The 14,815-nt window shown below is 73.5% G+C and carries 14 protein-coding genes; 7 read left to right on the forward strand and 7 right to left on the reverse strand.

Annotated elements, in window-relative coordinates; translation table 11 throughout:
• The first annotated feature begins 9 nt into the window (after window positions 1-9).
• From OG904_RS01085 to OG904_RS01095, 3 genes are all read left to right on the forward strand, one after another.
• A complete protein-coding gene (locus OG904_RS01085; RefSeq protein ID WP_405486372.1) occupies window positions 10-726 on the forward strand; it encodes a 4'-phosphopantetheinyl transferase family protein in 717 nt (238 codons plus the stop codon).
• 79 nt (window positions 727-805) lie between these two features.
• Complete coding sequence (locus OG904_RS01090; RefSeq protein ID WP_405486374.1) at window positions 806-2,815, forward strand: SpoIIE family protein phosphatase; 2,010 nt, start codon at window positions 806-808, stop codon at window positions 2,813-2,815.
• A gap of 303 nt (window positions 2,816-3,118) precedes the next feature.
• Window positions 3,119-3,343: a response regulator transcription factor gene (locus OG904_RS01095; RefSeq protein WP_405486376.1), complete on the forward strand. Its 225-nt coding sequence runs from the start codon at window positions 3,119-3,121 to the stop codon at window positions 3,341-3,343.
• A 13-nt stretch (window positions 3,344-3,356) separates the two neighbouring features.
• Here the strand turns inward: OG904_RS01095 and OG904_RS01100 are convergent, their stop codons facing one another.
• The 4 genes from OG904_RS01100 to OG904_RS01115 form a co-directional block, all read right to left on the reverse strand.
• Window positions 3,357-4,373 carry a serine/threonine-protein kinase gene (locus tag OG904_RS01100; protein ID WP_405486378.1) on the reverse strand — a complete coding sequence of 339 codons (1,017 nt, stop codon included), beginning with the start codon at window positions 4,371-4,373 and terminating at the stop codon, window positions 3,357-3,359.
• Window positions 4,374-4,568: 195 nt separating this feature from the next.
• Window positions 4,569-5,081, reverse strand: a complete 513-nt coding sequence (locus OG904_RS01105) for a hypothetical protein (protein ID WP_405486379.1) — start codon at window positions 5,079-5,081, stop codon at window positions 4,569-4,571.
• A 238-nt stretch (window positions 5,082-5,319) separates the two neighbouring features.
• Window positions 5,320-5,790, reverse strand: a complete 471-nt coding sequence (locus OG904_RS01110) for a hypothetical protein (protein ID WP_405486380.1) — start codon at window positions 5,788-5,790, stop codon at window positions 5,320-5,322.
• A 137-nt stretch (window positions 5,791-5,927) separates the two neighbouring features.
• Window positions 5,928-6,527 carry a hypothetical protein gene (locus OG904_RS01115; protein WP_405486381.1) on the reverse strand — a complete coding sequence of 200 codons (600 nt, stop codon included), beginning with the start codon at window positions 6,525-6,527 and terminating at the stop codon, window positions 5,928-5,930.
• Between the two features lie 293 nt (window positions 6,528-6,820).
• Between OG904_RS01115 and OG904_RS01120 the strand changes: the two genes are divergently transcribed.
• Window positions 6,821-7,432 carry a DUF4232 domain-containing protein gene (locus OG904_RS01120; RefSeq protein ID WP_405486382.1) on the forward strand — a complete coding sequence of 204 codons (612 nt, stop codon included), beginning with the start codon at window positions 6,821-6,823 and terminating at the stop codon, window positions 7,430-7,432.
• 22 nt (window positions 7,433-7,454) lie between these two features.
• On the opposite strand, the gene OG904_RS01125 is transcribed toward OG904_RS01120, so the two are convergent.
• On the reverse strand, window positions 7,455-8,306 hold the full coding sequence (locus OG904_RS01125; RefSeq protein WP_405486384.1) for a LysR substrate-binding domain-containing protein: 852 nt from the start codon (window positions 8,304-8,306) through the stop codon (window positions 7,455-7,457).
• Window positions 8,307-8,429: 123 nt separating this feature from the next.
• Between OG904_RS01125 and OG904_RS01130 the strand changes: the two genes are divergently transcribed.
• From OG904_RS01130 to OG904_RS01140, 3 genes are all read left to right on the forward strand, one after another.
• Window positions 8,430-8,792, forward strand: coding sequence for a DoxX family protein (locus OG904_RS01130; protein ID WP_405486386.1), 363 nt, complete (start codon window positions 8,430-8,432; stop codon window positions 8,790-8,792).
• Window positions 8,793-8,946: 154 nt separating this feature from the next.
• Window positions 8,947-10,122: a PP2C family protein-serine/threonine phosphatase gene (locus OG904_RS01135; protein WP_405486388.1), complete on the forward strand. Its 1,176-nt coding sequence runs from the start codon at window positions 8,947-8,949 to the stop codon at window positions 10,120-10,122.
• Window positions 10,123-10,441: 319 nt separating this feature from the next.
• Complete coding sequence (locus tag OG904_RS01140; protein WP_405486390.1) at window positions 10,442-12,523, forward strand: ATP-binding cassette domain-containing protein; 2,082 nt, start codon at window positions 10,442-10,444, stop codon at window positions 12,521-12,523.
• A gap of 34 nt (window positions 12,524-12,557) precedes the next feature.
• Here the strand turns inward: OG904_RS01140 and OG904_RS01145 are convergent, their stop codons facing one another.
• Both OG904_RS01145 and OG904_RS01150 read right to left on the reverse strand, forming a co-directional pair.
• Window positions 12,558-13,370, reverse strand: coding sequence for a crotonase/enoyl-CoA hydratase family protein (locus OG904_RS01145; RefSeq protein ID WP_405486392.1), 813 nt, complete (start codon window positions 13,368-13,370; stop codon window positions 12,558-12,560).
• 566 nt (window positions 13,371-13,936) lie between these two features.
• Complete coding sequence (locus OG904_RS01150) at window positions 13,937-14,785, reverse strand: helix-turn-helix domain-containing protein (RefSeq protein ID WP_405486394.1); 849 nt, start codon at window positions 14,783-14,785, stop codon at window positions 13,937-13,939.
• Window positions 14,786-14,815 lie beyond the last annotated feature (30 nt).

Consider the following 14,815-nt stretch of genomic DNA (forward strand, 5'->3'; position numbering starts at 1 on the left):
CCCGCCGTCATGAACTCCGTGTTCCCGTCGATCGCGCCGGGACAGGTCCACCGGTGGGGCGGAGCGGTCCTCATCGTGGCCCGGCGCTCCGGCAGCCTCGGTGGCTTCCCCTCCGGCTCTTTGCGGGCACCGTTCCTCTCCCCGGCCGAACAGCGCGTGGTCCACGCGCTCCCGGCCTGGCGGCAGGCCGAATGGACCGCGGGCCGGCTGCTGGCCAAGCGCCTGGTCGGCGAGCTCGTCCCCGTACCGGAGACGGAGGCGGAGGCGGGCGTGGAGATCCTCCCGCGCGCGGACGGCAGCCCCCACGTGCTCGTCGGCGGTGTCCCGCTGCCCGGCCTGCACCTCTCCATCAGTCACACCGCCCGGCACGTCGCGGCGGCCCTCGCACCGGAACCGGTCGGGGTGGACCTGTGCGGGACGGAGTCGGCCGGCGCCGTACGGCGCGCCGCGGACCACGTCCTGTCCCCCGGGGAGCTCTGCCTCATCGGTGCGGACCGGCCGGAGGCCATGGCCGGCGCCTGGGCCCTGAAGGAAGCCGCGGTCAAGGCCGACCGGACCGGAATCTTCGGCCCCGCCGCGCGCCGCATTCCGCTCCTCGGCCTCCGGCCGCCCCTCCTCGGCGGACGGCGCCGCGCGATGGCCTGGCGGACGGGGGACACGGTCCTCGCCCTCGTCCTCGCGCGGGCGGCCGCGCACTGCGTTGGTGCTCCTTGCCCCGCCGGATGATGCTTGTCAGTGGAGCCCCTGGCCGTGCGGGTGCCGCGGGACGGCGGCGAAGGATCTAGCGAGGGCGAGATGAGCGGCGATGGAGCAAGTTCCCACCTCTCCTGATGAGCGGCCGCACGCCACGAGCGCCGTCCACGAGCCGGCGTACACCGCCTCGGCCACCATCAGTGAGCAGGGCCTGGTGACCGAGTGGAGCGACGATGCCCGTCGGCTGCTCGGGTACGGGCCCGCCGAGGTCGTGGGGCTGCCCGCCGCGCGCCTGCTCGCCGATACCGCCGACGACGAGGTGCACCGGATCCCGCCCGGGCAGGAGCGGTGGAGCGGCACGGTGGCGCTGCGGCACCGGGACGGCCGCCGGGTGGAACTGGGACTGCTCGCGCACCGTTGGACCTCCACCGGGGGGAACACCAGGTGGACGGTGGTGTCGGCCGTCACCGGCGAGACCGGCACGCCCCTGGACGAAACGCTGAAGGAATGGGCCTTCGCCCAGTCCCCGTGCCTGCTGGCGATCTTCGACGCGGAACTGCGGCTGGTGCGGGCGAACGCCGGCATGAAGCACGCGCTCTCCCTCACCGAGGGCGAGATGCGCGGGCTGCGGCTGCCGGAGATCGCGCCGGGTCCGGTGAGCGACGCGGCCGAGCGCGGGATGCGCCTGGCGCTGGAGACCGGTGAGACTCAGTACGTGGCCGGCTTCGTCGGCCCGACGGGCACGGGCGCGGGCGCCGACGCGGACAAGGGCGCGGGCACGGGCACGGCCACCGGTGACGGGTGGACGACCTCGCTGGCCCCGCTGCGGGACGGGGACGGCCGGGTCCGGGCCGTGTACCTGGCGGCGCACGGCAAGGCCGCAGCCGCGGGCGAGCGGCCGCCCGCGCTCACGCCGGATCTCGCGGACGCCCGCGTCGCCGCCACCCCGGACGGTGCCCGCCCCGTGCAGGAGCCGGCCGAAGCGGCCGTCCCCCGGGCGGCTCGCGAGCACACCTCCACGATGACGCTCCAGCGCAGCCTGCTCCCGCACACGCTGCCCAGTCATTCGGCGCTCGACATCGCCTCCCGCTACCTGCCCGCCGGGGGCGAGGCCGGGGTGGGCGGCGACTGGTTCGACGTGATCCCGCTGTCCGGCGCGCGGGTGGCCCTGGTCGTGGGCGATGTCGTCGGTCACGGGATGCGCGCCTCCGCCACCATGGGCCGACTGCGGACCGCGGTGCGCACCCTGGCCGATGTGGACCTGCCGCCCGACGAGCTGCTCACCCACCTCGACGACCTCATCATCCATCTGGGCGCCGACGAGACCGAGGGGGAGACCGGCGGGGGCATCGGCACCACCTGCCTGTACGTGGTCTACGACCCGGTCACCCGCCGCTGCACCGCGGCCCGGGCCGGCCACCCCCCGCCCGCGGTGGTCTCCCCCGAAGGCTCCGCCTACCTCCTCGACGTCCCGGCCGGCCCGCCGCTGGGCCTGGGCGGGCTGCCCTTCGAGACCATCGAGGTGGAGCTTGCCGAGGGCAGCGTCCTGGCCCTCTACACCGATGGCCTGCTCCAGGCCCGCGACCACGACATCGACGAGGCCCTGGACAGCATGCTCGCGGCCCTGGTCCGCCCCTCCTCCACCCTGGAAACGGCCTGCGACCGGGTGCTGACGGCGCTGCTGACCCACCCTCCGGATGACGACGTCGCCCTGCTCATCGCCCGGACCCGGGCCCTGCACGCCGACAAGGTCGCCGTCTGGGACCTGCCCTCGGACCCCTCCTTCGTCTCCCAGGCCCGCCGCGACGCCACCGACCAGCTGACGGCCTGGGGGCTGGAGGACGCCGCGTTCGTCACGGAGCTCGTGGTCAGCGAGCTGGTCACCAACGCCATCCGCTACGGCGAGCCGCCCATCGAGCTGCGCCTGATCCACGAGGGCTCCACCCTGATCTGCGAGGTCTCCGACGCGAGCAGTACCGCCCCGCACATGCGGCGGGCCCGGATCTTCGACGAGGGAGGGCGGGGCCTGCTGCTGGTGGCCCAGCTCGCGCAGCGTTGGGGGACCCGGCACACGACCGTCGGCAAGACCATCTGGTCCGAGCAGTCCCTCACCGAGTTTTGAGGGAGCCGCGGCCTGAGGGAGCCGCGGCCTGAGGGAGCCGCGGCCTGAGGGAGCCGCGGCCTGGGGGCCCGCGGTCTGAGGGCCCGCGGCCCCGCCCCGTTCGTCCTGCGGCTCTGCCCCGCCCGTGCCCGTCCCACGCGTGCCGGCGTCCCCTGTGACACGCCTGTGACAGTCGCCGGACACCCTCATGAACTCCCACCGACAGGCTCTTTATCACGGACATACACCCACATTCGTGGATATGTCTTCTGCTTCCAAGGGTGTGAGCAGCGATGACCGAGCCGATGTGTCGGAGGGAATCCCATGAGTCTCACACTCGTCACCCCGCACGCCGAAGCCCCCGCCCTCGCCCCGCGCGAGCAGGAGGCACTGCGACACATCGCCGCAGGACGCACCTACGTGCAGACGGCCACCTCCATGGGACTGTCCAAGCACACGGTCGACGCCTACCTGCGCCGCATCCGGGCCAAGCTGGGCATCCACACCACGGCGGAACTGACCCGGATGGCCATCGCCCTGGGAATGTGACCCCCCGCGCCGCTCAAGCTCCGCCGGCCGGGCCGCGGAAGACCGGCCTGGCCCATGCCGGAGGCTCCCGCGGGGGCACCGGCACCCCCGCGGTCCAGGCGGGCCGGGCAACGACCAGCGTCGGCGGATGACCTCGCCGGACCGCTCCGGTCCCGGTGGCCGCGCGCAGGGCGGCCACGAATTCCAGGCAGGACTCGTAGCGGTCCTCGGGCACCTTCGCCAGAGCCCTTCCCAGAACCCCGTCCACCTCGGGCGCCGTGATGTCCGGCCGCCTCTCCGTCAGGAGGGGCGGCCGGTCGTATTGGTGCGCCCAGAGCAGGGCCGGGGCGTCGTCCCGTTCGAAGGGCGGCCCGCCGGCGAGGGACTCGTAGACCACGCAGGCGAGGCTGTAGACATCGCACCTGCCGTCCACCGGGCGGCCCGAGATCTGCTCCGGCGCCATGTAGTCGATCGTGCCGACGAACTCGCCCGCGGTGGTGAACCCGGTGAGCGCCAGGGCCTTCTTCGTCAGGCCGAAGTCCGTGAGGTAGGCGTGTTCGGGATGCTCGCTGTCGGTACCGTCGGCGACCAGGATGTTGGCGGGCTTCACGTCCCGGTGCACCAGGTCGTGCGCATGGGCCGCGTCGAGCGCCGAGGCCACCTGGGCGGCGATCCGCAGCGCGGTGGCGACCGGGAGCGGACCCTCCCGCTCCAGCAGGACCCGCAGGTCCGGGCCGGAGACGTAGCGCATGGCGATGTACAGGATGCCGTCGGTCTCACCGGCTTCGAAGATCGGCACGATGTGCGGGTGGTCGATCCGCGCGGCCACCCGTGACTCGTGGGTGAAGCGGCGCCTGAAGACCTCGTCGCGGGCCCGTTCCGGGGCGATCAGTTTGAGGGCGACCGTGCGGTCCAGGCGCAGGTCCCTGGCGCAGTAGACGACGGCCATGCCACCGCGGCCGATCATGCGCTCGACGCGGTAGCCCGCGATCTGCTTCCCGATCAGGCCGGAGGGCCGGCTGTAGAGGCCCCGGTTCGATGCCGTGCCCATCAGGAGGCCCCCTCACCCGGCCGGCCCGACGGCGGACTCCCCGTGGACGCGGCAGGCCGCTCTTCCATGTCTTGGAGTCTAGCCAGGGACCAGTAGGCGTGCGCGTCCGTCCGGACCCCGCGCACCAAAGTGGCCGGCCCCCTGGGGACCGGCCACCTCGTGTGCTCTCCGGCGCGGTTCTCCGCGCGGCGGGGGTCAGCCTTCGCCACCGGCACCACCGTTGCCGCCCCGGCCACTGGTCTCGCAGCCGGTGCCGAAGCAGATCCCGCCGACACCGCCGCGGCCGCCGGTGCCGCCGTCGCCGGTGCCGGGCCACGCGGCCCCGCCGTTGCCGCCGTTGCCTCCGTTGGCGCTGCTTCCGCAGACCCCGACGCAGACCCCGCCCTTGCCGCCGTTCGTACCGTTGCCTCCGCCCGGACTGCCGGTGGTGCCGTTGCCGCCGTTGGCGCTGCCGACGCACAGTCCGGCGCAGACTCCGCCGCTGCCGCCGTTGGTGCCGTTCACCGTTCCGTTGCAGTTGCCGGCGCACACCTTGTCGCCCACGCGGACGCTGCCGTTGCCCACTTTCACGGAGCCGCTGCCGAACCGGGCCACTCCCGGCCTGCTGTCGCCGCCGGATCCGGAGCCGTGGTGCTGAACGGCGGATGCCGGAACCGCCAGGCCCGGCGCCGAAGCCGGGGCCGGGGCCGCCATGGCGACGGAAGTCATCGAACCGGCGCCGAGCAGAACCGACGAAACAACGAGACCGAGACGGAATTTCCAAGAACGCATAAGCATGATTTTCTCCCTTGCCGCCTTGCTGCCTTGCCGAGAAATGCTTTCCGTGACGCGGGCTCCCGGGGGGGACCGGCCGCCTGGACAGGTGGGGCCCGGCCGGCCAGCTGCCGGACGGGCCCGTGTGTTCTTCCCTGCGCCTCGCCTTTCCCCGCTCACCCGCCCTCGTGCCTCACGGGGAGACTGCGAGGTTGCCTCCCATCAGGGCGAACCAGTCGCCGTCCTCGTACTGCTTCTTCCAGGTGTCGAGCTGCTCCTCCGAGATCTTGTACTTCTTGGCGATCTTCTCCTTCGTCGCGTCGGAGTCGTCCGCCAGCAGGGTCACCACGATGCGGACCCTGTCCACCACCGTCAGCTCCGACTTCGTCTTGTCGGGCAGGTCCTCGAACCGGAAGCACCCTGCCCGGCCGGGCTGGCCGGGTTCGCCCGGCTGACCGGGCTGCCCGCCCTTGCCACCTTCGCCGCCCTTGCCGCCTTCGCCGCCCTTGCCACCGCAGCTCGAGGACAGGTCCGTCAGAACCGAGGAGCTGGCGGAGGCCGGGGTGTGGGACTGGGACGCCTGCGCGGCGCATGCCGTTCCGGTGACGAGGGCCAGCGAAGCCGCAGCCAGGATGAGCGGACGCTGCCAGGGGCTTGTAAACATGGGGTTCTCCGTTTCCGTGAACACGGGTTTCGCTTGGATGAGGACGAGGGGTCGAGAGGGGGGTGCAGGGGGTGGAGGCCCTAGGACCTCCACCCCGTCAAGCCGGGTACCGCGATCAGTGGTGCCGGGTGCAGCGATCAGAAGATGCTGCCGCCTCCGGCGCCACCGCCGCCGGCGAGGCCACCGAGGAGACCGCCGAAGCCGCCCTTGCCACCCTTGCCGCCGCCTCCACCCTGGAGGATGCCGAAGCCGCCGTTCCCGCCGTTGCCGCCCTTGCCGCCGACCAGGATGCCGCTGCCGCCGCCGCCACCGTTGCCGGCGGTGCCACCGAAGAGGCCGCCGCCACCGTTGCCGCCCTTGCCGCCGTTGCCGCCGATCACGCCGTCACCGCCGCCACCGCCGCCACCGCCGCCGCCACCGGAGAGGACACCCTCGCCGCCCTTGCCGCCGTTGCCGCCGTCGCCGCCGACCCCGAGGACGCTGCCCCCGCCGGAGCCGCCGGAGCCGCCGCCGCCCCCGATGAGACCCCCTCCGCCTTCACCGCCGTCCCCACCGGCACCGCCGGCCGAGGGAAGGGCGACAGCGGCCACGTGAGCGGGCATCGAGGCCGCCGAGGCCATGGACGCCGGGATGAGGATCCCTCCGGAGATCATTGCGGCCGAGGCCACCAGAGTCGCGATGTGGAACCCGCGACGGTTGGGGCGGACAGCGTTGTTGGTGCGAGCCTTGAAGTTCATGACCTTCTCCTACCGGTTCAGATGCAGATGATTGATGGGGTCGACCCGGAATCCGGGGCGGTGCGGATATTCCCTCGTTTCCTTTTCGGTGAGGTCCTTTCCGCTCCACCAGTAAGCCCCGGCGGGCACACCCGGGTCATGTTCCGCATATTCGGGACTTGACACGCTCGTGGACTCCGGTTAAAAGCTGCGCGACCCCCGGGGCGGTGCGACGCTGGGAGGACGGCGCGGCCGGCGGGGAGCGGGGTACGGGCCGGGGTGCGGGCGTCACCGCGAACCGCGAGGAGACGCCCATGACGACCCCCAGGACGGGCACGGCACCGAGGGGCGGGCTCCGGGGAGGCGCGGCCGGGAACCCGTTCGGCCCATCCCCCTCCCCCTCCCACTGGCTCGCGGCGGCCGCCGTGGCCTGCGGACTGCTGCTGGCCGCGGGCCCGGGCGCCGGGGCGGCGGCGCGGGAGCCGGACGTACGGCAGGGGGCCGACGCCTCCTGCACGAGCGGGCAGCTCGTCGCGGGCGGCGCGCAGCGGTTCGGCGGCACCCAGGTGCGGATCACCGTGGTCAACGGCGGTCCGGGGGCGTGCGTCCTGGAGGGATTCCCCGCCGTGGCACTCGCCGGGCAGGGCTCACCGGACCGCAACGAACCCCTGAACGTGGTCACCCGGGGCGAGGCACAGGCCGTACGGCTCGCGGTCGGCGACCGGGCCTCGACCCGGCTGACCTTCACCCCGGTGCTCGGCGAGGCGGGCGGGTACTGCGTCTCCGGCGCAGAGCCGACGGCCGCGCCCTCGATCGTGCTGGGCGTGGGCGGGGGCGGACTCCAGCTGGCTCCCGACGACGGCGGGCTGTTCGCGCTCTGCGGCACCACCGTCGAAGCCACGGCCTTCGCCCCGGCCGGTCCCTGACGACCGCCTGCCGCGGGCGGGCTCAGTCCTGGTAGACGGTGGTCGCGATCCGGACGAACGAGCGGATCAGCGGATTCGTGTCGCGGGCGTTCCAGGCCGCGACCACGGGGCTCGGCGGCATGTCGCGCAGAGGCACCACGGTGAGGCCCTCCCCCGGTTCGTGGTCCAGGAGGGTCATGCCGACCGTGCCGTTCCAGAGAACGGCCTGCCGGCATTCCTGCACGGCGCGCACGACCGGGCCCTCGCGCGGTTCCCCTCCGCTCCAGTAGGACTGCCAGGCGGGGTCGGTGCCCGGCGGGAACCGGAACCAGTGGCGCCCGGCCAGGTCGGCCAGCTCCAGGCTGCCGTGCCGGGCCAGCGGGTCGTCGGCGCGCAGCAGTGCCCCCACCGGGTCGGCGCGCAGCGCGCGTACGGTCAGGCCGGTCCCGTCGAACGGGGCGCGGGTCAGGGCCACGTCGACCAGTCCGGCACGCAGTCCGCAGGTGGGGTCGGTCAGGTCGGTCCCGCGCACGCGGACCTCGACCCGCGGGTGCCGCCGGCGGTAGGCGGCGGCGAGTCGGGTCACGTCCGGGTCGGCGCTGTCCCCCAGGATGCCGACGGTGAGGGTCGCGGCGCCGGCCGCCCCGGCCACGCGCACCCGGACCCGCTCGGCCTGGTCGAGCAGGGCGCGCGCTTCCTCGAGGAGCACCGCCCCGACCGCGGTGAGCGCGACACCGGCCGGTGACCGGTCGAAGAGCAGGGCCCCGACCTCGGTCTCCAGCTGCTTGATCGCCCGGCTCAGTGGCGGCTGGCTCATGTGCAGCCGGGAGGCGGCCCGGCCGAAGTGGAGTTCCTCGGCGACCGCCACGAAGTAGCGCAGCGTACGTAGCTCCATGGCGTCACGATACCCGTACGGTATCGGCTCGGCGGAAGGAGTCTTGGACGGCCGCCGTGCTCAGGCGGTGGAATCGGAGCGTGCCCGGAGTACCGGGGACCACCGCGACCGTGGATGGGAATCGTGAACCTCGCGTACTGGATCGTTGCCGGCCTCCTCGCCCTGTTCTACCTCTACGGGGGCGGGGTGAAGCTGGTCCGCGGCCGGGAGCGGCTCCGCCCGATGATGGCCTGGGTGGACAGCACGCCGATGCCCGCCGTCAGGGCCATCGGAACGGTCGAGGTGCTCGGCGCTACCGGGCTGGTGCTGCCGCCGCTGACCGGCATCGCGCCCTGGCTGGCCGTGGCCGCGGCCATCGGGTTCGTGGTCCTGCAGATCGGCGCGACCGGGGTGCACCTGGCCCGCGGGGACCGCAAGGTCGCCCTCAACGTCTCGCTCCTGCTCGCCGCCGCCGTGACCGTCCCGCTCGCGACGACCTGGATATGACCCCGGTCGGGGCCGGCGGCCGGCGGCCGGGGCACCGCGCACGACGCCGACGGCCCTGCGCAACACTCCCCGCGTTGCCCGCCGGAACCCGCGACGGCTGATGGAATGCCTTCCACGGCGGCCGACGGCGGCATGCGGTGGGCGAGGGAGGCACGTGTCGGAACACGAGGGGCTGCAGGCACGGCTGCACTCCATGGAGGAGGCCCTGGAGCGGATCGGAACGTCCTTCGACGAACGCGAGACCTGCCGGGAGCTGGCCGGATTCCTCTTCCGTACGCTGTCCGACGCCGCGGCGGTGGACCTGGTCGGCCACGGACCCCGGGCCCGCGAGGAGCGCGTGGCCGTGGCCGGGGCGGCGGGTCTCCTGGAGGCGGCCGTCGATCAGAGCGCGCCGGTGGTCCGGGCCCTGGACCGCGGCCATCCCCTGGAGACGTGGACCGGCCGGGTCGCGGGGGCCCGCGCGCACCTCGCCTCCGTACCGCTGACCGGTCCGGACGAGGTCTACGGCAGGCTCCTCGTCAGCCGCACCAGGGGGGATTTCAGCGACCACGAGCTGGCCGCGCTGCACTTCGCGGCCCGGCTGACCGCCGTCCACCTGAGGAACGCCCGGCGGCTCGCGGCGACGGAGCGGACCGCACTCGATCTGCAGCGCGCGCTCGTCGCCGAACCGGGCCGGCCGCACCCGAACCTGGAGGTCGCCAGCCGCTACCTGCCCGTGGGACCGCGGGCCCTGGTCGGTGGCGACTGGTTCGAGACGATCCGCCTGCACTTCGGCCGCACGCTCCTGGCGATCGGGGACGTGATGGGCCACGGCCTCGACGCCGCCGTGGACATGAACGCGTACCGCTCCGTCCTGCGCGAGGTGGCCTCCACCGATCTCGCCCCGCACCGGGTGCTGCGCCAGCTGGACGCCCTGTCCGCGGCGGACGAGAGCCGCAGGCCCGCCACCTGTCTGCTCGTGCGGATCGACCCCGCCCGCGCCATGGCCGTCTACTCCAGCGCCGGGCACCTGCCGCCCGCCGTCTTCACCCGCGACGGCGTCGGCGAGCTCCTGGACGTACCCGTGGGCCCGCCGCTGGGCACGGGCCTGGGCGGGTACGAGGCCCTCGCCCGGCCGCTCTCCGCGGACCAGACGCTGCTGCTCTACACGGACGGACTGGTGGAGCGGCGCAGCGAGGACATCGACACCTCGCTGGCCAGGCTCGCCGCCCTCCGGCTGGGCACCCGGTCGAGCCTCTCGGAGGTGGTGGACGCGGTCTGCGCCGGACTCGACGCGCAGCACGCCGAGGACGACGTCGCCGTCCTGGCCGCTCGGCTCCGTCCCCGGTGAGGCGGACCGGAGTGCCCGCGTCCTGGCATCCCAACCCCATCCGTCGCACCGGCATCAACACCGGCGTTTCGGCCATCACCGCCGGACGGCGGAACCCCCGCGCCTCAAGGGTCGGTGCACCCTGCAGCTGAGGCCTTGCGCGCTCCCGTACGGAATCCGCTTCGGCTCAAACACGTGCGTTCGACCGCAGGTCCGGCGTCGTTGATCCCCGCAGCGCCTGCCGACCACCAACGCCCTTCCGGAGAATGACAGTTGACCTCCCCACGGCCACGGCGACCGGATCGCGCACACCGCTGCCCCGACGTCGAGAGGTACGCGCATGACGCCCGCGCAGAACCGGGACCAGAACCGGAAGCAGCAGCAGAAGCAGGAGCCCAACCGGGAGGAGGGCCCGGAGAAGGGCCGGGAGCCGTCCGGCGGCCCGGACGTATCGGAGTCGGAACGACTGCTGTTCGGCGGCGAGTTGGCCTACGACATCGGATGGGAGCGGCATGAAGGCGCCTGGCTGAAGCTCGATCTGTGGACCATGGCCAAGGGCCTCCCCCGCACGGTCGGGATGGGCGTGCGGCTCGCGCACCTGGCCGACGCCCGCTCCCTGCGCCTGGTACTGGGCGCCGAGCTCGGACGCGGCATCACGCAGGCCGTCGGGCTCGTCGCGGTCAACGGCGTGCTCGGCCACGTCCTGGCCGGCGGCCCGACGAACGAGCGGCTGGCCCGGGCACTGCCCGCCCTCGTGGTGGTTGCGGTCGCGGCACTGTTCGGCTCGCTGCTCCGGTCCGCCTCGACGGCGGCGACCGGGGCGCTGGAGCCGAAGGTCCAACGGGTGGCCACGGAAAGGTATTTGGACCTTGTCCACCAGGTGGAGCTCGCGGCGATCGAGGACGACGAGTTCCACCGGCTGCTGGACGCCGCCCGCTACGGAGCCGATTCGGCCCGCCGGATGATCCGCTACTGCACCAACACCCTGAACTCCGGGATCTCCCTGATCGCGGCGGCGGGCGTACTGACCGTGCTGCACATCGCCCTCCTGCCCCTGCTGGTCCTGATGACGCTGCCCAGCGCGTGGAGCTCGCTGACGATCTCCAAGCAGCGCTACATCTCCTTCCACACCTTCGTCCAGCACGCCCGCGCCGGCCTCCTGCTGGGGCAGTTGCTGACCCAGCAGGAGGCCGCCGCGGAGGTACGCGTCCACGCGGTCGGCCCGTTCCTCCTCGCGCACTTCCGCAACATGGCCGAGACCAGCGAACGCGAGCAGACCCGCCTGGCCCGCAACGCGGCCCGGATCGGCCTGAAGGCCGACGGGGCCGGCGGGCTCGCGACGCTCCTCACCTACGGGGCGCTCGGACTGCTGCTGTGGAGCGGGGCGATGGACCTCGCCGTCGCCGGCACCGCCGTCCTGGCCATCCGGACCGGCGCGGCCAGCCTGGACAGCCTCGTCCTGCAGATCACCGAGCTCCACCAGGAGTCCCTGTTCGTCGCCGACTACGAACGGCTCTGCGAGGAGGCCGCGGCCCGCGCCATCCCCACCACGGGAGAGTCCCTCCCGGAACACCTGCGGGAGGTCCGCTTCGAGAAGGTGACCTTCACCTACCCGGCCGGGGCCGGGGAGACGGCGGAACCGACGCTGCGCGAGGTGTCGCTCTCCTTCCCCATCGGGAAGGTCATCGCGATCGTCGGGGAGAACGGCTCGGGCAAGTCCACCCTGATCAAGCTCCTGGCCGGCCTGTACCTGCCCGACGAGGGCGGCGGCACGATCTGGTGGGACGGGGTGGACGCCGCCAAGGCCGACCGCAGGCAGATCTTCGCCCGGGTCGCGCTCATGTCCCAGTCCTTCCAGCACTGGCCGTTCACCCTGCGCGTCAACGTGGGGATCGGCCGCCCCACGCGCCCGATCGACGACGGCGCGGTCGAGGAGGCGGCGGCCTTCGCGGGCGCCGGCGAGTTCCTCGCCGGGCTGCCCCAGGGTCTCGACACCCTCCTCGCCCGCGGCTACAAGCGCGGACGCCAGGCCTCGGGCGGCGAATGGCAGAAGATCGGGATCGCCCGCGCGTGGTACCGGCACGGTCAGATCATGGTCGTCGACGAGCCCACCAGCGCCCTGGACGCGGTCGCCGAACAGCGCTTCTTCGACCGGCTGCGCAAGCTCGCGGCGACCGGGCAGACCGTCGTCCTCATCACCCACCGGCTGCACTCCGTACGCCACGCCGATGTCATCCACGTCCTGAAGGCCGGGCGGGTCGCCGAGTCGGGCACGTTCGGCGAGCTCATGGACGAGGAGAACACCGGCAGCACCTCGGGGGACTTCCGCAACGCCTACCTGGTCCAGGCCGCCACCTTCGCCCAGACCCTGCCCACCCAGCGCGGCCGCACCTCCGGGGCCGGGACCGGTGACCTCCCCTGAGCACTCCGGGACGGGGTGGGCGCGGCCGGCCGGCTCAGCCGGAGAAGGAGCCGTGGCGGCCGGCGCCGCCCGCGAACCGGTCGGCGCCGGACCGGGTCTCCCCCGCTTCGAGGGGGACGAGGCCGTGCCGGTACTCGGCGGCCAGGGCTTCCCGCTCGTCCAGGCCGTGCTGCTCCCGTACGGAGAGCCGGTCGTGCCGCAGGCACAGCTGGGGGAAACCGGCGATCTCACGGGCGAGTCGCTCTGCCGCCCGGCGGGCTTCCCCGGGAGCCACGAGGCGGTTGACTAGGCCGATCCCGTACGCCTCCGCGGCGGTCACGGGCCGGCCGGTGAGGATCAGGTCCATCGCGCGGCTCTCGCCGATCAGGCGGGGCAGCCGCACCGTCCCGCCGTCGATCAGCGGGACGCCCCAGCGACGGCAGAACACGCCGAACGTCGCGTCCTCCTCGGCCACCCGCAGATCGCACCACAGGGCCAGTTCGAGCCCGCCCGCCACGGCGTGCCCGCTGACCGCCGCGATCACCGGTTTGGTCAGCCGCATCCGCGTGGGACCCATCGGGCCGTCGCCCTCGGCCCGTACCCGGTTGCCGTGTTCGGTGCCGACGGCCTTGAGGTCGGCGCCCGCGCAGAACGTGCCGCCCTCGCCCCACAGGACGGCGACGGAAGCGTCCTCGTCCTCCTCGAACACCCGGAAGGCATCGGCGAGTCGGGCTGCCGTCGGGCCGTCGACCGCGTTGCGGACGCCGGGGCGGCTCAGGATCACCGTGAGGACGGGACCGTCGCGTTCGATGCGGACGGCGGACGCGTCCGCGGACTTCGTCCCGGGTGCTTCAGAGGTCGTGGCCACAGCGGAACTCCATGGGTCCAGTGGTGCTGCCGGATGCACGGAAGGTGCGGACGACCACTCTGCGGCAATGACGGAGGCGACGCGAGGGGGGGGTAGGCCGAGGTGTGGGGACGGCGAAGAACCCGTAGCCGTCCCCACACTTCCCCCGGCCCGGAGGACGCCCCCTCGCCCCCTCCGGCCCCCTCGCCTCCGGTGCTCCCCCGTAGCACCGGGACGAGGGGCCCGACACCCTCTGGCGTCCCGATCACCCGGGCACCGGACGTACCGGCCCTCGGCGTACCGGCCCTCGGCGTACCGGCCTTCGACGCGCCGGACGTCAGCGGCGGCTCGCGTCACCGCCCTCCCGACGCCTGCGGCCGCGTCGGCCGAGGGCACCGGCCAAACCGATCAGGCCGCCCGTGATCGCACCGCCTACGAGGAGGCGCAGCAGGTCTTCCATCGAACACTCCCCTCCGGACCGGGCCCGCGGCCCGGAGTTCCCTGGGGCCGGGTACCTGATCAACTGCGAACGGGGGGACACTATCGGTGTCCGGACGGCCTGGCTTGGATAAATTTGACCTCGCGCCTCACAGCGCGAGGGCTCCCTCCGCCACCCGGGCGGCGGCCATCAGGCCGGGGGTGGTGCCGCTCAGGGCGCGGAACTCGCGGTTGAGGTGTGCCTGGTCGTAGAAGCCGCAGGCAGCGGTCACTTCGGCGAGGTTGGCACCCTCGCGGGTGAGCAGTCCCACGGCCCGGTGGAAGCGCAGCACCCGGGCGGACGTCTTGGGCGTCAGGCCGATCTGTTCGGTGAACCGGCGCACCAAGTGGCCCTGGCTCCAGCCCACTTCGGCCGCGATCCGGCCGACCGGGATCGCCCCGCCGGCGCGGGACAGCAGTCGCCAGGCATGGCCCACCTCGGGCGCGGGACTCGGGCCGCGCTCGAGCCGGGCCGACAGCTCGGCGTCCAGCAGGTCGAACCGGGCGCCCCAGTCGCCGGTGGCCGCCAGCCGTTCCACCAGTTCCCCGGCCGCGGGTCCGAGGACGTCTCGGAGCTCGACCACCGTGTTGGTCAGCTCGCTCATCGGCACGGCGAACAGCCGAAACGCTCCGAGCGGGGTCAGCTCGAGCCGGATCGCCTCCTGGCCGCCGGGATGGTCACAGGTCCGGGGCCCGTCCTCCAGCCCCGTGACCAGCGATCCGGTCACCAGGCTGCTGGGGCCCGTATCGCCCAGCCGGCGGATCTGGGCGAACGGCTCGCCCAGACTGATCACCACGACGGCCCGGCCCGTGGGAACCAGCCGCACCCGGTAGGGCGAGGCCGCCGCCTCCCAGTAGCCGGCGTAGCTGTGCACGAACGGGCGCAGCTGCGCGGGCCACGGCCGGGTGACCCGCCACCGGCCACCGACCCTGGTCGCCTCGACCCCCCGACCGGTCACGCGTGCGCTCCCGGTCAGCGGCATGTCCGC

The organism is Streptomyces sp. NBC_00096 (genome assembly GCF_045041305.1).
GTDB lineage: Bacteria > Actinomycetota > Actinomycetes > Streptomycetales > Streptomycetaceae > Streptomyces.